Consider the following 18,185-nt stretch of genomic DNA (forward strand, 5'->3'; position numbering starts at 1 on the left):
AAAATGCAATTAAAAGATAGTAAAACAGAAGGAAATCTTCTAAAAACATTTGCTGGAGAATCAAGAGCAAGAAATAAATATAATTTATATGCTGAAAAAGCCAAACAGGAGGGGTACGAATATGTAGCTTCTATTTTTGATGCTACAGCAAACAACGAGAAAGCTCATGCAAGAGAAGTTTTTAACAGGTTCCTGAAAATGAACAAAAGTACAGCAGATAATTTGAAAGCAGCTGCAGAAGGAGAGGCTTTTGAAACTGACATGTTATATAAGCAATTTGAAAAAGAGGCTAGAGAAGAAGGTTTTATAGAAATTGCAGATTTTTATAAAGAATTACAAGAAGTAGAAGAAAGTCATGAGATGAGGTTTATGAAAATATATGAAAATCTTGTGGCAGGAATGATGTTTAAGAGAAATAATGAAGTGAAATGGCAATGTATGAATTGTGGGTACATTCATATTGGAACGGAAGCACCAGCTATTTGCCCACTATGTAAGTTTCCAAGGTCTTACTTTAAAATATATTGCGAAGACTACAAATAGGAGGAGTGAACATGATAATTTATTATCCTACCAACTATTTAGTACCAGTTGTGCCTGTAATATCTTTAGATGATGAGGATTATAAGGATAGATATAGCGATATAAATACAAATATTTTTGTGGATATTTTTGCAGATATTGATGAAGAATATGTGAATGAAAGTACAAAATAATGATAGTTTGGTGTTTTAAATGAAAAAAACCTATATCTTCATGATCCTTGTAATTTTCCTGATATTTATAAAGACTTCTTCAAGTTTACTAAATACAATGATATATTCTATAGCTATAGTGCCACTTGCTATTCTGCTTGGAGATCAAACCACTAAAATATCAGATTTTATAGGGCAGAAAAAGGGGGGGCTTTTAGCAGCTACAGTAGGTAATATTCCAGAACTTATGATGGGAATATGGTCAATAAAGTATGGAATGATACCGCTTGTTCAAGCTTCTTTAATTGGGTCAATTATAAATAATATGCTTTTAGGCCTTGGAATTGCAGTGGTATTTGGAGGATTTAAGTTTAAAGAGCAGAACTTTAGTAGCATAATAGCACGTACTAACTTTAATATGTTATTACTAGCAATGTCATCAATGATAGTTATAGCAACGTTAAATAGGTATTCTGTAGTGTTAGATTCAGTAATTATATCAATAAGTGTGAAAGTTGCATTTCTACTCATAGGTATTTATATCTTAGGATTAATATTTTCATTATATACTCATAACAATTTATTTGTTATTAGTGAGTATACAGAAGATAAAAAAAGCACTGTAAATAAGAATGTTATTGAAAGTGCAATAATTTTAATCTGTATATCTGTATTACTTTACTTTACAAGTGAAAAGTTGATATACAATATTAGAGATTTTACAAAAGACTATAATATATCACAAGAGTTCATTGGTATAATTTTAATTCCTCTTCTTGGCAATATAGGCGAGAATGTTTCTACTATAATGTGTGCAATGCAAAACAAAGTAGACATGAGTTTAGAAATAGCTATAGGGTCAAGTATTCAAATTTCACTGTTTGTTACCCCTGTGCTTGTAGTGTTTTCGTCGCTTATGGGACTTAATATGACACTGTTATTTCCTGTATTCCATATAATAATGTGCGGTATAGCGGTAGGAATGTCATTTTTAGTGTTTCAGGATGGAAAAACTTATTGGCTAGAAGGTAGCATTTTAATTACTTCTTATATGATAATTACTTTAGCCTATTATTATATTGTCTAAGCACATAAAAGTAATTTACTTAATATTATATTTTTATGTACTTAGCATAATTTTATCTTTAGAATAATATACTTAATGGATATCAAGACTATAGGGTGATTATTTGTCACACAGAAGGGTTATACAAAATTATTACAACGATATAAATAATCTGGCGGATATGTTGACTAAATTAGTTAGTTCTTATAGGCTACTCATAGGTGGAGCAGATGAATTAAATAAGATTGCACTTTCTAAAAAGAGTGATGTTAAGGATGCGCTTAAAAGAGCGGATAATTTGGGCGATATTATAGATGAGGCAATAAAAGTATTAGATGGAGCAAGTTATAGTTACATGTCTTACTGCACAATGAAAACTGAGATTATGAAGTGCAAGCTTCAAATAGATTATATAGAAACAGAAATAGATGAAGAGTTAGTGTTAAGAGATTAAAAAAAGTGTGAGAAATATTATTCTCACACTTTTTTTAGCTTGAATTTACTTATCATAAGATAGGATAGTAAAAACATTATAATAATAGTAAGTGGAAAATTAGTGGATGAATTTAAAGGCATTAAAGCGTATAGTGCTAATAGTATTCCTGCTAGGGTAATAGGAATGCCTGTATAAATATTATCGAATTTAGAACAATTATATCTGGCTAGTCTGTATGCACCAGCTAAAGGAAAAATTAAAAAGCAAATATATCCCAAATAGCCTAAAGATATAAAATTATATAGATTAAATATGAGAATAGAAGGGGCAACGCCGAAAGATATTAAGTCTGCTAATGAATCTAATTCTTTTCCAAAATCACTAGATACTTGTAAAAAACGTGCTACTTGACCATCGTATCTATCCATAAGGCTAGCTAATAATATAAACATTACAGAAAATCTATAATTAGCTTCAAAAGTCATTATTAAGGACAATAAACCAAAAGTTAAGTTTCCGAAGGTAAGAATATTTGGTATGTAAGATTTCTTCAATATACAATCACTCCTAAAGTAATAAAATTGTCATCTTAATTATACATCATCATTAAGCAAAATTCGAAAAAATATTAATATTATTTTAAATTTGTGGTTAAAATAATATTAATATTATTTTAATTTATCTTTAAAATAATAGATGAATAATTGTTACCTACATCAAATAAATAAAAAGGAGAATTGTAAAATGAAAATCTCTGAAATAATGACGAGAGACGTTATAAGTTTATCTGTAGAGGATACAGTTGAACACGCAGCTATGCTTATGAGAGAACATAATATAGGGTCAATTCCAGTGAAAACACAAGAAAAAGTAGTTGGAATTGTAACGGATAGGGATATAATTATGAGATGCGTAGCAGAAGGTTCAGATTTAAAACTTAAAAAGGTGAGAGAGATTATGACTTCAAACCCAGTCCTTTTAGATCAAAATATAGATGTGAATGATGCTGCTAGGATTATGAGTGAAAGACAAATAAGAAGACTTCCTATAGTTTCAAAGAATGAATTAGTTGGAATGGTTTCACTGGGAGATTTAGCGGTGGATCCAAATCTTCATAAAGAAGCTAGTGAAGCATTAAGTGAAATTTCTATCCCTTCCATCCACAATATTTAAAGGATAATAACCCTGATTAAGATATTAAATCCACAGGAAAAGTGAATCTTGTGGATTTGTTTTTAAAAAGGTATAATGATTATAGATAAAATAAACACAATAAGCAAATAGGAGAAAATTATGTATAAGGTGAAATTTATTTATAATCCATACTCTGGAGAGAATACTATAGCATCTGATTTAGATAGAATAATAAGAATTCATCAAAAACACGATTATATAATAGTCCCACATAGAATATGCCATGAGAATCCGCTATCGGATGCTTTTTTTGATATAGATAAAAGCTACAAATATGTATTAATAGCAGGTGGAGATGGAACAATAGATAGTGTAGTAAATGTGATGAAAGAAAAACATGTTAATTTACCCATTGCAATTATTCCCACAGGTACAGCAAATGATTTTGCTAGGTATATAGGCATGCCTTTAGATGTAGAGGAGGCTTGTAATCAAATATTAAAAAGTAAGGTAAAAAAAGTGGATCTGGGAAAAATAAATCATAAATATTTTATGAATGTAGCTAGTACTGGTTTATTTACAGATGTATCACAAAAGACAGATATGAATCTAAAAAACACTATAGGTAAACTAGCGTATTATGTAAAAGGCTTTGAACAATTACCTAATTTTAGAAGACTTAAAATAAAAGTTACCACTGATAAAGAATGTTTTGATGGAGATATGTATCTAATGTTAGTGTTTAATGGACAAACAGCAGGAAATTTGAAATTTGCTTACAAGGCAAAAATAGACGATGGACTTTTAGATGTAATTATAATTAAGGCTGGAATTATGAAGAATATAATAAATATTTTTATCAAAATGGTAAGAAATGAGTATTTAGAGAATGTAGAGGGAATTGTTTATTTTAAGACTAATAGATTAGAAGTGGAATGCTTTGAAAATATCGTTACAGATATAGACGGAGAAAGAGGACCAGATTTTCCACTGATTATAGAATGTGAAAAAGGCGGCATATCTGTACTTGGAGCTAAAATATAGTGAATTATTAAAATTTAAAAATATAAATTGTGCATATTTTTAAATTTAAATTAATAAATATTAACAGTAGCAATTTTAGGGAGAGTATATTAGTGAGTATATATTTTTTAATGCTGTTAATGATGCTTTTTTTATTATATAAAGGTATAATTTCTAGTTTATTTTATTCGCCTAAAAGAATCAAGATGATAAGTTCTATGATTTTAATTTTAATGACACTTAGATATATAACACTCATAATTCTTTTTGTTGTAAAAAACCAAAGTTATTTATATTTATTAAAACCTATAATACATGCAAATATATTATGCATCCCTATAATCGGTATTATTTCATTATTTATTTTTGCAAGAAATGATAAAGTTAAAATTAGAAAAGTTTTTATTTTGTGTATTGCGTTAAGTTTAGCCTATTGCACTCTTATGTATAAATCTTCTGTAAAGATTAATATATCAAATATAACCGGATATACTATGCAGTTACAACTAGAAATTTATTATTTTATTGCGCTTTTAATAATAAATTCAGTTTTTGTGGTTTTGGGTATAGAACTATTTTATAAAACATATTCTAACAAACTAGGAGTTGTATTAATAATAGTTTCTTCTAGTATTACGTTAACAACATTACTTATATCCTCAATAAACACAAATTTTGCATGGCTAATTCTTGCAGATATATCTTGGATTATAACTCTAGATTATGGCTTAACAAAGTTCAAGAGATAGTTTTAAAAATAAAAAAACCACATATAGCTACGAATTAATTTGTAGCTATATGTGGTTTTTTATTTTTTAGCATTATTTTTTGTAATAGTTCGTTTAAAATTTTTACCTTTAAATTTAGCATTTGTCTTCATAGGTCTTGGTGGAATTAGACTTCTTTTATCAAAACCAATTAAATCTTCTCTATGAGCTATTTGTAGAGCTTCTTTTACTATATTATAGTTTTCAGGGTTTTTAAATTGTAAAAGTGCTCTTTGCATATTTTTTTCCTTTTGAATTGTTGGGACATAAACAGTTTCTTTGGTGAAAGGGTTAATTCCTGTGTAGTATATTGTGGTAGATAAACTACCTGGTGTTGGGTAAAAATCTTGGACCTGTTCGGGAGTATATCCCATTTCTTTTATATATTCTGACAATTTAATAGATTCCGTAAGGTCCGAGCCTGGGTGGCTTGACATAAGATAAGGAACTAAAAATTGATTCATATTAAATTTTTTATCTATTTCAAAAAACTTTTTTACAAAACTATCATAGACTTCTTTTTTGGACTTGCCCATTTGGTCTAGTACCTTGTCGCTAATGTGCTCTGGGGCTACTTTCAATTGCCCGCTAATATGATACTGACACAATTCTTCGAAAAACGTAGTGTTTTTATCGAACATCAAATAATCATATCTTATTCCAGAACGAATAAAAACTTTTTTGATGTTTGGCAAAACTCTAACTTTTCTTAATAAATCTAAGTATTCAGTGTGATCGATAATAAGATTTTTACAAGGGGTGGGGAACATGCACTGTTTATCTTTGCAGACACCTACCTTTTCTTGAATTTTACAGGCTCTATGTCTGAAATTAGCTGTAGGACCGCCAATATCGTGAATATAACCTTTGAAATTCTTTAAGGTTGTTAATAGTTTTGCTTCATCTATTATTGATTTTTGACTTCTATTTTGAATAACTCTACCTTGATGAAAAGTTAGTGCACAAAATGAACAACTTCCAAAGCAGCCTCTATGACTTGTTATAGAAAACTCAACTTCTGTTATTGCAGGAATACCACCTTCAGATTCATATATAGGGTGATAAGTTCTGGTGTAAGGCAGTCCATAAGTTATGTCCATTTCATTTTGGGTTAGGGAAGTTTGAGGAGGATTTTGAACTATGTATCTATCATTATGTTTTTGAACTACAATTTTTCCTCTTATATCGTCTTGTTCCAAAGACTGTAATTTATAGCTTTCAGCATAGTCTTTTTTATTAGTACTAACAGCTTCAAAAGAAGGTACTTCAATAAAATCTTCTAATTTATCAATCTCTTTTGAAATGTAGACTGTTCCTCTTATAGAAGTCATTTTATCTATAGTCATGCCATACTTAAAAAGATTAGCCATTTCAACTACAGGTCTTTCACCCATACCATAAATTAACAAATCTGCCTTGGCATCGATTATTAAACTACGGCGCACCTTATCGTCCCAATAATCATAATGAGCAAATCTTCTAAGACTTGCTTCTATACCACCTATTATAATTGGAACATTTTTAAAAGCTTCGCGAGCCCTATTACAATATACAATTACACATCTATCAGGTCTATGACCAGACTTGCCACCGGGCGAATAAAGATCCGTATGTCTTTTCTTCTTTGCAGTAGTATAGTGATTAACCATGGAATCTATATTACCAGAATTTATAAGGAATCCATATTTAGGTTTTCCAAGCTTTCTAAAATCATCTACTGTGTCCCAATTGGGCTGGGCTATAATACCTACAGTAAAGCCTTCACGTTCTAGGGTTCTTCCAATTATGGCAGTACCAAAGGAGGGATGGTCAATGTATGCATCCCCTGTAATTATTATAAAATCCAATTGGGATATATTTCTTTCTTTTAAATCATCTATGCTAATGGGTAAAAATTGATTATTTATTATCATATGTACCTCCAAATAAATCAGTTGTTTTATGATTTCTATACCTAATAATATTAACATAATTATTAAAAAATATGAACTATAAAAATTTTAAATATAAAGTCTGCTCCTAAAATGTCGAATTTCTTATTTTTAGTTGCATTTTGAAGTGTTTATAATATAATTATATAGAGAGAATATTATTTCGAATTAAAATATCATAGAGTTCAGTTAATACTTAAGCATATACTTTATAGGTGGTGAAAAAAATGGAAAATGGCCCTCCGAGTAGAAGGTCAAAACTAATTTTAAAATTTAATGTGCAGAGAGATTCTAATATTAAGAATTGATATAGTTTGAATTGTGGTTAAAAATCAATTAACTGTGGATTATATTTTGATATTTCTCTGTATAATGGGAGGAATATCTATGGAAAGAATTGCAGTGTTTTATCTAAGTAAAATACTAAATCAAAAGGTGTATGATGAGCTTGATGACAGCATTGGTAAGTTGTATGATATTTACGTTACAACTGATCAAGGATATCCAAGAGTTATAGGGTATAAAATTAAAAAGGGTGGAGAGATTTTCAATTGTGAATTTAGGAATATTGAAATATTTAAAGAAGATAAAGGTCTAACTATAAGAGTAAGAGGAGTAAAAGATATAATTCCTAGAAAATTTTCTTACCTTTTATCTAAAAATCTATTAAACAAACAAATAGTTGATGTTAACGGTAAAAAAGTGGTTAAAGTTAATGACTTAACTATGAATAAAGTTGCCGGGGAAATAAGAGTGGTAACTGTAGAATCTGGTATCATAGCTGTTGCCAGAAAATATAAATTAGATGGAATAGTCAGAGCTTTTTATGATATATTGGGGAGAAAACCTAGAGAGAATAGTATAACTTGGGAAAGTGTTCAATCCTTAGAGATGGTAGAGAATAGTTTAAAATTAACAGAACCTTATGGGAAATTAACTAAGCTCCATCCAGCAGATCTTGCAGATATTTTAGAGGGGCTAGATACTGAGGCCCGAAACAAAATTTTTGAGAGCTTAGATAAAGATTTAGCTGCTGATACCTTAGAAGCATTACAACCAGAGATTCAAGCGGATATTTTAAGTACTATAAATAATATGAGAGCACAAGAAATTTTAGAGGAAATGCCCAACGACGAAATTGCTGATATTTTAGATGAAATGAAGGAAGTTGATGCAGAAAAAATCCTTTTAAGCTTTAACAAAGAGGATGAAGAGGAAATCAGAAATCTTATGAATTATGAAGATGAAGTTGTTGGAAGCATAATGAATAAAGATTTTATATCTTTTAATGTTAATATTACAGCTTTTGAGACTATTGAAATTCTAAGGGAACTTAAGCCAGAAGATGAGGTAATACATTATATTTATATTATAGATGAAGATGAAAAACTTCAAGGATTTATATCACTAAGAAATTTAGTGTTGTCAGATCCACAACAGAAATTAGAAGACATTATGGATGATACAGTTATCAAAATAAAAGATTGTCAAGATATTGAGGATGCTGTGGAATTAGCGCTTAAATATGATTTAATATCTTTGCCTGTAGTTGACGAAGATGAAAAATTATGCGGAATAGTAATTATGAATGATATAATTGAAGAATTACTGTCACCTAGATGGAAGAGAAAACTTAAAAAAATTATATAAAAATACACTATGTTACTAAATTAAATTATAGTAACATAGTGTATTTTTTTTGTAAACTAGAACAAACTAATACTGTTAGTGAAAGATATATATTTTTTTGAGGAGGAATACATTTGAAGAATAAAAAGCATTTACTCAAAAGATGCAGCGCTGTAGTTATGATAATTTTAATTGCATACTTTTCAAGTGAAATATATTTTAATATTTCTAGTATGAAAGCTATGGCTCAGGTCTATAAATATGGTGCGCGTGGTGAACAGGTTAAAGAAATCCAGACTAAATTAAAAGAATGGGGATATCATAAGGATGCTGTGGATGGAATATATGGATATAATACTTATCTTTCCGTTAAGTATTTTCAAAGAAATAATGGATTAAAGGTAGATGGAATTGCAGGAAAACAAACACTTTCAGCTTTGGGTATTTCAGCGGTAACATCAACTTCTACTGGAACGGCTTCTAGCCAAAACGTAACGAATAGTAAAGATGTGAATTTATTGGCACTCCTCATAAATGGTGAGGCTAGAGGAGAACCCTATGAAGGTCAAGTTGCCGTTGGAGCAGTAATTTTAAATAGAACAAGGGATGCAAGATTTCCATCTACAATAGCTGGAGTAATCTACCAACCAGGCGCATTCACAGCTATAGTAGATGGGCAAATAAATTCGGAAATGCAACCTAACTCATTAAAGGCTGCTAGAGATGCGATAAATGGATGGGACCCTTCTTCAGGTGCTGTATTTTATTTTAATCCTGCAACAGCTACTAATAAGTGGATATGGTCAAAGACACTTATAAAAGTAATTGGTAAGCATAGATTTTGTAGCTGATTTATATTAACAGTTAGAGCTACTCAGTTATTTTTATTGAATAATATAAATAACTGAGTAGTTATTTTATTTAACAATAAATTCATATAAGTTATTCCTAATAATGATAAACTGTGATAAAATAGTATCAATGTTCAAAATGATAAAGTAAAAGTATATAGGAAAAAAAGTTTGTTTATAGTATAATATTTAAAAGTGGAAAAGGAGATTTATATGAGAAAAAAAGCAATTATAATATTAGGAGTTTTATTTTTATTAAGTACAGCAATATTTACTACTTATTCTTATGCTAAAGTTAAAAAATGGGATTCTTTAATTTTACCTACAGTTAAAATAGAAAATGAAAATTTAACAGGTAAAACTAAGATTGAGGCCCAAAAGATAATTGAGGACAAGTACTCTAGCCAAATGATTAAGAAAAAAATAGACATAGTAACCCATGGAAAAAAATATACCTTGGACTATTCAATGCTAGATGCAAAGTACAATATTGATGAAGCTATAGAACAAGCTGTTACTTATGGAAGTGATATGAATATGTATCAAAGATATAAAGCTATAAAAAATCCAGTTGAAACGAAAATAAAACTAAAATTTGAATATAATGATAAAATTGTTGGTGAAATGTTAGCAGAAATGGCTAAAGATACAAATAAAGAGGCTGTAAGTGCAACTATAACTAGGTCTAGTGGGGAATTTAATGTTACAAAGGATGTTATTGGGAAGAAGTTAGATGTAGATAAATTAAAAAGTGAAATCAAAAGCAAAATTAATGGAGTTCTTTCAGAAGACATTATAAGCATTGATGCTCCTGTAGATGAAATTGCGCCTAAAGTTTCAACTGCTACTTTAAAAACAATAGATAAAAAAATATCAAGCTATACTACAAGCTTTTCAACATCAGCAGCAGGTAGATCAACAAATATAAATTTATCAACTAAAAGTATAAATGGGACTTTATTAATGCCTGGAGATGTATTTAGTTTTAATGGGGTTGTGGGACAAAGAACAGCAAAAAGTGGATACCAAGCTGCAGGAATCATTATAGGAGATAAACTAGAACAAGGACTTGGTGGTGGAATATGCCAGACTTCTTCTACTCTATACAATGCAATTCTTGAAACTGAACTTATGTCTGTAGAAAGAGTTCATCATACATTTCCTTCACATTATGTCCCAAAAGGACAAGATGCTACAGTTGATTATGGCAATCTTGATTATAAATTTAAGAATACGTTAAAGTATCCAATATTTATTGAAGGTTACACATCAAACAAAAAGGTTTCATTTAATATTTATTCTAATTCTAAATTAACTGAAAGAACATATAGTATTTCAACTGATACTTTGCAAACAACTCAACCAAAAACAGAAACAGTAAAAGATCCAACTAAGTATGAGGGTGAAAAAGAAATTATTAAACAGGGTTATCCTGGATACAAAGTTAGGGTCACAAGAAAAGTTTATGAAAATGGTAAATTAATTGATACACAGGTTATAAATAATGATACCTACAGAGTTATTAATGGAGTCATAAAGGTGGGCACTAAGAAGAAACCAGTTGTAACACCGCCAGTGGTAGTGCCTCCTGTGACTGAACCACCAGTTGTAGTACCGCCAGTAACACCAGCACCTTAATTTTTAACAATATAATAAAAAACATAACGTTTTAATTAACGTTATGTTTTTTATTATATTCGCTTATTTTATCTTGGTTATCATAGAATATAATATGCAAGCTAATAATTGAATTAATGGATAAAAAATCAAAAATATGATATTATGTAAATACCAGAAAATAGAGTGTTTATGCTCTGAGGCATTGTAAAGGAGTGGATATTATGACAAAAGAAGTGGAATTAATAGATAAAATTGCAATTAACATAGAAAAAGTAATATTAGGAAAGAAGTCTCAAATATATAATATATTAAAAGGAATCCTAGCTAATGGTCATATATTAATTGAAGATGTCCCAGGTGTAGGAAAGACCACACTTATAAAAGCACTATCAAAGTCATTAAATTTATCCAATAATAGAATTCAATTTACGCCCGACCTTCTGCCCTCAGATATTTTAGGTGTTTCTATATACAGTCAAAAAACATCTGAATTTGAATTTAAAAAAGGACCGATTTTTTCTAACATAGTACTTGCGGATGAGATAAATAGAACATCACCTAAAACACAGTCTGCATTACTTGAGGCAATGGAAGAAAAACAAATTACAGAAGGTGGAATTACATATAAACTAAAAGAACCTTTTTTAGTTTTAGCAACGGAAAATCCTATAGAATATGAAGGTACTTTTTCATTACCTGAGGCACAATTAGATAGATTTATGATTAAAGTTAGAATAGGGTATCCAAGAGCAGAGGCTGAAGTGGATATATTAGATTTATATAGGGAAAATAATCCTATTGAAGAATTAGAGGCAGTGGCTACAGGTGAAGATATTATATATTTACAGAAGAAAGTTAGATTGGTACATGTGGAAAAAGAATTAAATCAGTATATAGTTAAAATAGTTAATGCAACGAGAGATAATACTTTTATACTCCTAGGTGGAAGCATAAGAGCATCTCTAGCATTGCAACGCGTTGCTCAAGCAACGGCGCTTATAAATGGAAGGGACTATATTATACCTGAGGATGTACGGGAGAATGTAATTATTGTGTTAAGTCATAGAATTACCTTAACCTCATCTGCTAGGGCTAATAATTATACTGAGCAGCAAATTATTTTGGATATATTAAAAACAATTCAAGTTCCCAAGGTGAGATAGTATGGTTGTGATAAATAAAAAGATGCTTTTTTTATGTATAGTTGCTTTCGTTTTTGCTTATATTTCAGGAGGTAATTTGCCATATTCAATATTTTATGTGTTCTCTGTTACCATAGCCCTTGCAATAATTTACATAATTATAGTTAAGAAGAGTTTGCATGCTAGGTTCGAATATGACAGAGTGGTTTTTAATGTTTTTGATAGGACTAATATTAAGATAGTAGTAGCGAATTCAATGATATTACCCGCGCCTTATGTTTATGTAGAAAGTAAAATATTAGGGGAATTTATAGAGGGGTACCATGGTGACTTATTTTTTTTAGGTGGGAAGGGTAGAAAATGGATTAATAATGAGATTACTTTTACCAAAAGGGGGATTTATAATTTTGAGAATATATCTATTAATACAAATGACTTATTTTGTATTTTAAGATTGGTGAAAAATATACGTAATAAACACAATATCATTGTATATCCTAAGGTATATTCTTTGTGTAATTCTGACTTAAGAAGAGGGCAAGATGATTATGGAAATATTGTTAGTAGCAAAAGTGGAATTGATGATTTCACATTTATTAAAAGCATTAGAAAATATAATACAGGAGATAATCTTAAGAGTGTACACTGGAAATTAAGTGCAAAGCATGGGGAACTGTATGTTAAAAATTTTGATATGGTTTCAGGGGAAAAATGCAAAATATTTATAAATATGCATAGAGATAATTTGCACAATGATTCTAGCGGCGTTATTGAGGAAAATATGGTTGACTTCTCCGCATCACTAGCAAAATATATGACGATTAATAGAATTAAAACTAAGATTTTAATACATTCAAAGCATCAAAAAAATATAAAAATGGAGTCTGAAGAAGATTTTCTAGGATTCATGGAGTACTTATTAAAATGTAAAAGTGATGGAACATTCGAGTTTGCTAGCTTTATAAAATCCAGTTTACAACATGTACCTAGTGGGAATTCAATAATAATAGTAAGTATAGCTATTGATGATAACCTAAGAAATTTGATTGTGAATTTAAAAGAGACAGGGTACAAAATTAATATATTTTATTACGGTAATATCTTGAATGGATTTAGAAACGCAAATTTCGTTAGAAATATAGATATTCTTAAAAACATGGGGATTGTATGTATTAATTTTAAGGAAATCATAGAGAAAAGGTGAAAAATGATGTGGATGAAGGAAAAACTCATATACCTAATTATTATTTTTATAAACTTTAACCTTATTCTAAGGCTTTTACAAAAGGGTATTCATATTAATGATTTCAATTATGAAATTACAAGCTTATTATTTATAATAGGAATTTTAATTTACTTTTTTATCAATGGCTTGACTAAAAAAACAATGTATAAATTTTTATTTGCACTGCTTATTATTAGTATGGGTACTGCCTATTATCTTAAACACATTGAGATTTTAGAGAAATTATTAAGTATAAATTTTTTTGATAATATCCTAATTTTAAATGACCTTATATACGAGGGAGCCACTACATATTTTTATCAGTATAGGATCCTACTAATCTTAGGAATTCCTATAATTACTGCTTTGATTTTATGGATAACTTTTAAATTTATGAAGAATTTTATTTTGATAGTATCTCTTGCAGTAGTTATTGGATTATGGTTTTCAAGGTCATATGTTGTTGTTAAAGAGTATTTGTTCATATATATTTTTATATCTTCGCTTACTTATATTATTATAAGCTACATTAAAAGTATACAGAAGTATAAGGATGCTGGAGTAAATGTCTCCCATGATAAAAAATACAGTTACATTATAATTTACGGGGTTCTAATAGCAATAGTAATCTCTAAAATAGCTACTATGTTACCACAAGAATATAAAGGTAAGGAATTCAATAACTTTGATAACTATTTTAAAAACGAATTTGCTTCTAAAACATCCGAAACCTATGGATCAAATAAAGATAGATTTAGTTTATCTACATCTGGGTATAGTGGCAATGATAAAAGATTAGGGGGACCTATCTTATTAAACTACCAAGAAGTTTTTAAGGTTAAAAGTGATAAACCATATTATTTAAAAGGTAATGTTGTGGATTTCTATGATGGAAATAAGTGGACGAAAACTAATGAGAATTTTTATGAAATAACAAGTGGTGTGAATATGAAATATGTATATAGAGACGGATTCACCATTGGGATGACGGAAATGATTAATTCGTTAACTATATATCCAGATAAAAAGTTTAAAACAAATACAGTGTTTGTACCTAACTATGCAGTTAATGTAAGTGGTGTGGAGGGAATCTTGCTTTATGATAAATCACCTATAGTTCTAAGCAAAAAAGTAATTCAAGAGGAGTACAATGTAGGATTTTATAAAGATAATGGATTAATGGATACTATTGAACATGTAGGAGACACCATAAAACGAATTTCAGAGAGAAATGATTTATCAGGCAATCAAAATGGTTCACTTATGGGATATTTTTTGAAACCAATACAGAAGGATATAAATACAGTTATTATTAAAAAATCATCACTTGAAGATAGATTTTCATATAGAAACAGTGATGATTTTAAAGTAGTACAAAACTATGGTAAATATCTTCAGGTGCCAGAAAATATTTCTAAAAGGACTTATAATCTAGTCTATGACATCACAAAAGATTGTAATACTAGTATAGAAAAAGTACTTGAAATTAAAAAATATTTAACAGAAAACTATTCTTATGATTTACAAGTTTCAGTGATACCAGAGGGTAGTGAGTTTATTGATTATTTTTTATTCGTGGAGAAAAAAGGATACTGTACTTATTTTAATACAGCAATGACTGTGATGTGTAGGATTTCTGGGGTTCCTGCAAGATATGTAGAGGGATTTAAAACTCCTAGTAAAAAGGATGATAGTGGATTATATAATGTTTCAAGTTCGGATGCTCATGCTTGGGGTGAAGTATTACTTGGAGAAGTAGGAAATTCAAGTTCAAATATATGGACAATAGCAGATGCATCACCTACGGCCTCAGAAGATATACAAATAAAAGAAAAAGAACTTAAGGAGAAGCAGATAAGTGATGCAGATAGCGAAGAGGATATAACATCTATTCGTAACAGGCAAAATAAAATAGGTGGTATGGATTCAGGAAAAGGAGAAAACAAGTCGATAGTTATATCGGACAATCAATTTAGGATATTATTTGTATTAACTACAATTATATTATTTATTCTAATGAAAATTATAAAAGTATGGAAAAGACGAAATAATTTATTTAAGTACAAACTAGTGACACCACTATATAATTATTATTTGGATAGGTTAGCTGTAATACTAATTGTTAAGCCAGAATTTCAAGGTGATTTAGAGTTTGCGGAAGGGATAGTAGATTCGCAGCTTAAAGAAAAGATGTTAGTTTTAGTTAGGGGTTCTTACGGTGAATTCTATGGTAAACATTCAGCGACGAGACTAAATAATAAAGAATACTATGACTTTTTGGAGGAATACTTAAAAGACTATGAGGGTAAAATTAAATATTTATTAAATAAGTACTTAGGATAAATCTATGAAAAAACTAAAGAAGGAAGGGAAAAACTATGGATTATAAATTGATATGTATAGATATGGATGGTACGCTACTTAACGATAAAAAAAATATTAGCGAAAGGAATCTTAGAGCTATAAGATTAGCTTATGAAAAGGGAGTACGAATTGCAGTATGTACAGGGAGAATTTTTACATCAGCAGATTTTTTTTCAGAGCTTTTGGGAGTTAAGTCACCAGTAATAGCATCAAACGGTGCCTATATTAGGGAAAAAGATAGAGATGAAGTGGTTTATAAGGCAATACTAGGGGCTGAAAAGTGTAAAAAACTCCTAGCTGTATTTAGACGATATGATATATATCCACATTATTATACCAAAGATACAGTTTTTACTGAAAAGTTAATATATTCTTCGAAGTTTTATGAGGAAGTTAATAAAACACTTCCAATGGATAAACAAGTAAAAATAGAATTAGTGAAAGACTGGAATGTAGTATTCCAGAAATATGAAAAAGAGATTTTCAAGGGTATAGCAGTAAATTCTGATGTAGATAAAATACAAAAAGCAAAAAGTATTTTAAGAGATATGGGGGACTTTGAGGTTGTAAGTTCTCGTTTTGATAATTTTGAAGTGATGAATAAAGGGGTATCAAAGGGTAGTGCTGTTAAAATTCTAGCAGATTATTATGGAATAACAAGAGAACAGGTTATTTGCATAGGAGACAGTGAAAATGATTTATCGATGATTAAATTTGCAGGACTGGGAGTGGCTATGGCAAATGGTGACGATGATGTGAAAGCGGCTGCAAGTTATATTACTGATGATAATAACTGTGATGGAGTAGCAAAAGCTATAGAGAAATTCGTGGTGGGGGTATAAAATTTCTCCTATGTGCTTTGCAATGCGAGCTCGGGACTAGAAATTCCATTAAGAAATTCTAATAGTCCCTTCGCTTCGCATTGCAAGCCACTGCTGAGAAATGTAATACACTGTAATATCTCTACAATGAGATGAGAAAAGATTTTTTGAAAATACGAAGGGAATTTATTTTTGTTAGCATCATCTAAAAAAAATATAATTTATTATTAATATAAATATAAACTGCTTTTAGTAGAATCGTAGAATATTAAATACAAATAAAGGGGGGTAAAAAATGGCTGGATTGGCTTCTTTGGGCATGATTTATGTACTGTTTTTGTTAGGAATGATAGGGCTCGGAATATACACAACACTTTTATTTATTAAAGCTTTAAGAATATATATCAATAAAAATTCCTAAAGGAGAGATGAACATATGATATTATCTGGAAAACAGATTAGGAGTAAGCTGGGAGAAGAGATTAAAATACAACCATTTAATGAAAATCAATTAAACCCTAATAGCTATAACCTAAGATTGTATAATGAACTTCTTGTATATGAGGATTTAACTTTGGATATGAAAAAAGAGAATATGTGTAAAACTCTAGTTATACCACCTGAGGGGATAGTTTTAGAGCCTAATAAACTTTATCTCGGTAGGACTATAGAATATACAGAAACGGATAATTTTGTTCCGATGCTTGAGGGGAGATCTTCAGTAGGAAGACTTGGTCTATTTGTACATGTGACAGCTGGCTTTGGAGATGTTGGATTTCGTGGATACTGGACATTAGAAATTCATTGTATTCAACCTATAAGAATATATGCTGATGTTGAGATATGCCAAATATACTATCATTGTATAAAGGGTGATTATGATAAATATACAAGTGGTAAATACCAGAATAACAAGGGAATTCAACCGAGTTTATTATATAAGGATTTCGATAAGTAAGCATGAAATGAGGGGATATATCTATGATAGAAACGAAGCGTCTATATATATTAGATGCAATAGAAGAGGATATTGAAAATATTATTAAGTTGGAAAGCCATAAGGATAATCAGGATTTCGTATGGAGTGGTACATTTGAGGAACATAAAGCTGAAATTTACGATAAAAATCACTTACTTTTTGTCTTCAAACAAAAATATGATAATTTAATTATTGGATTTGCACTTATAAGATTAGATTTTAAATCTGAAATCTTTGAACTTCGAAGAATTGCTATTTCTCATAAGGGAATAGGATATGGAAAGGAAGCGCTTGCTGCATTATTAAAATATGCATTTGAAGAACTAAAGAGTAACCGCTTTTGGTTGGATGTATATCCGGATAATGTCATAGGAATTAAACTTTATGAAAGAATGGGAATGTATTGTGATGGAGTACTAAGGCAGAACTATAAATCTGAACGAGGGTATTTGGATCAAGTCATATACTCTATGATAAAAAGCGAATACTTTAAATCATGAAT

Annotated in this window: 19 protein-coding genes; 17 read left to right on the forward strand and 2 right to left on the reverse strand. The window is 29.6% G+C overall.

The window, feature by feature from the left end:
* The first annotated feature begins 3 nt into the window (after positions 1-3).
* From rbr to ACREWB_RS06085, 4 genes are all read left to right on the forward strand, one after another.
* Positions 4-543 carry a rubrerythrin gene (rbr, locus tag ACREWB_RS06070; RefSeq protein WP_431546590.1) on the forward strand — a complete coding sequence of 180 codons (540 nt, stop codon included), beginning with the start codon at positions 4-6 and terminating at the stop codon, positions 541-543.
* Positions 544-554: 11 nt separating this feature from the next.
* Entirely contained in the window at positions 555-716 is a 162-nt protein-coding gene (locus tag ACREWB_RS06075) for a hypothetical protein (protein ID WP_431546591.1), read from the forward strand.
* A gap of 19 nt (positions 717-735) precedes the next feature.
* Positions 736-1,782 carry a calcium/proton exchanger gene (cax, locus tag ACREWB_RS06080; RefSeq protein WP_431546592.1) on the forward strand — a complete coding sequence of 349 codons (1,047 nt, stop codon included), beginning with the start codon at positions 736-738 and terminating at the stop codon, positions 1,780-1,782.
* Positions 1,783-1,942: 160 nt separating this feature from the next.
* On the forward strand, positions 1,943-2,215 hold the full coding sequence (locus ACREWB_RS06085; RefSeq protein ID WP_431546593.1) for a hypothetical protein: 273 nt from the start codon (positions 1,943-1,945) through the stop codon (positions 2,213-2,215).
* 23 nt (positions 2,216-2,238) lie between these two features.
* Here ACREWB_RS06085 and pssA read toward each other — a convergent pair whose 3' ends face one another.
* The gene (gene pssA, locus ACREWB_RS06090) at positions 2,239-2,751 is read right to left on the reverse strand and encodes a CDP-diacylglycerol--serine O-phosphatidyltransferase (protein ID WP_431546594.1); all 513 of its coding nucleotides are present in this window, start codon (positions 2,749-2,751) and stop codon (positions 2,239-2,241) included.
* A 190-nt stretch (positions 2,752-2,941) separates the two neighbouring features.
* On the opposite strand from pssA, the gene ACREWB_RS06095 reads away from it, so the two are divergent.
* The 3 genes from ACREWB_RS06095 to ACREWB_RS06105 all read left to right on the forward strand — a co-directional run bounded on the left by ACREWB_RS06095 (position 2,942) and on the right by ACREWB_RS06105 (position 5,103).
* A complete protein-coding gene (locus tag ACREWB_RS06095; RefSeq protein ID WP_431546595.1) occupies positions 2,942-3,370 on the forward strand; it encodes a CBS domain-containing protein in 429 nt (142 codons plus the stop codon).
* A gap of 120 nt (positions 3,371-3,490) precedes the next feature.
* Complete coding sequence (locus ACREWB_RS06100; protein ID WP_431546596.1) at positions 3,491-4,375, forward strand: YegS/Rv2252/BmrU family lipid kinase; 885 nt, start codon at positions 3,491-3,493, stop codon at positions 4,373-4,375.
* A 92-nt stretch (positions 4,376-4,467) separates the two neighbouring features.
* On the forward strand, positions 4,468-5,103 hold the full coding sequence (locus ACREWB_RS06105; RefSeq protein WP_431546597.1) for a hypothetical protein: 636 nt from the start codon (positions 4,468-4,470) through the stop codon (positions 5,101-5,103).
* 59 nt (positions 5,104-5,162) lie between these two features.
* Here the strand turns inward: ACREWB_RS06105 and ACREWB_RS06110 are convergent, their stop codons facing one another.
* Positions 5,163-7,031 carry a YgiQ family radical SAM protein gene (locus ACREWB_RS06110; protein WP_431547152.1) on the reverse strand — a complete coding sequence of 623 codons (1,869 nt, stop codon included), beginning with the start codon at positions 7,029-7,031 and terminating at the stop codon, positions 5,163-5,165.
* 408 nt (positions 7,032-7,439) lie between these two features.
* Here ACREWB_RS06110 and ACREWB_RS06115 point away from each other — a divergent pair, with 408 nt between their 5' ends.
* The 10 genes from ACREWB_RS06115 to ACREWB_RS06160 all read left to right on the forward strand — a co-directional run bounded on the left by ACREWB_RS06115 (position 7,440) and on the right by ACREWB_RS06160 (position 18,183).
* Positions 7,440-8,702, forward strand: coding sequence for a magnesium transporter (locus ACREWB_RS06115; RefSeq protein WP_431546598.1), 1,263 nt, complete (start codon positions 7,440-7,442; stop codon positions 8,700-8,702).
* Positions 8,703-8,860: 158 nt separating this feature from the next.
* Positions 8,861-9,532 carry a spore cortex-lytic enzyme gene (gene sleB / locus ACREWB_RS06120; protein ID WP_431547153.1) on the forward strand — a complete coding sequence of 224 codons (672 nt, stop codon included), beginning with the start codon at positions 8,861-8,863 and terminating at the stop codon, positions 9,530-9,532.
* A 213-nt stretch (positions 9,533-9,745) separates the two neighbouring features.
* Positions 9,746-11,170 (forward strand): VanW family protein, encoded by a 1,425-nt coding sequence (locus ACREWB_RS06125; RefSeq protein WP_431546599.1) that lies wholly within the window; start codon positions 9,746-9,748, stop codon positions 11,168-11,170.
* A 203-nt stretch (positions 11,171-11,373) separates the two neighbouring features.
* A complete protein-coding gene (locus tag ACREWB_RS06130) occupies positions 11,374-12,315 on the forward strand; it encodes an AAA family ATPase (RefSeq protein ID WP_431546600.1) in 942 nt (313 codons plus the stop codon).
* Positions 12,316-12,391: 76 nt separating this feature from the next.
* Positions 12,392-13,498, forward strand: a complete 1,107-nt coding sequence (locus tag ACREWB_RS06135; protein ID WP_431546601.1) for a DUF58 domain-containing protein — start codon at positions 12,392-12,394, stop codon at positions 13,496-13,498.
* Positions 13,499-13,912: 414 nt separating this feature from the next.
* Positions 13,913-15,862: a transglutaminase-like domain-containing protein gene (locus ACREWB_RS06140; protein WP_431546602.1), complete on the forward strand. Its 1,950-nt coding sequence runs from the start codon at positions 13,913-13,915 to the stop codon at positions 15,860-15,862.
* 35 nt (positions 15,863-15,897) lie between these two features.
* Positions 15,898-16,725 carry a Cof-type HAD-IIB family hydrolase gene (locus ACREWB_RS06145; protein ID WP_431546603.1) on the forward strand — a complete coding sequence of 276 codons (828 nt, stop codon included), beginning with the start codon at positions 15,898-15,900 and terminating at the stop codon, positions 16,723-16,725.
* A 274-nt stretch (positions 16,726-16,999) separates the two neighbouring features.
* Positions 17,000-17,125 (forward strand): hypothetical protein, encoded by a 126-nt coding sequence (locus tag ACREWB_RS06150; protein WP_431546604.1) that lies wholly within the window; start codon positions 17,000-17,002, stop codon positions 17,123-17,125.
* A gap of 15 nt (positions 17,126-17,140) precedes the next feature.
* Entirely contained in the window at positions 17,141-17,662 is a 522-nt protein-coding gene (gene dcd, locus ACREWB_RS06155; protein WP_431546605.1) for a dCTP deaminase, read from the forward strand.
* Between the two features lie 23 nt (positions 17,663-17,685).
* Positions 17,686-18,183, forward strand: coding sequence for a GNAT family N-acetyltransferase (locus ACREWB_RS06160; protein ID WP_431546606.1), 498 nt, complete (start codon positions 17,686-17,688; stop codon positions 18,181-18,183).
* Positions 18,184-18,185 lie beyond the last annotated feature (2 nt).

It is taken from the genome of Clostridium sp., assembly GCF_050717635.1.
Lineage (GTDB): Bacteria > Bacillota > Clostridia > Clostridiales > Clostridiaceae > Clostridium_AD.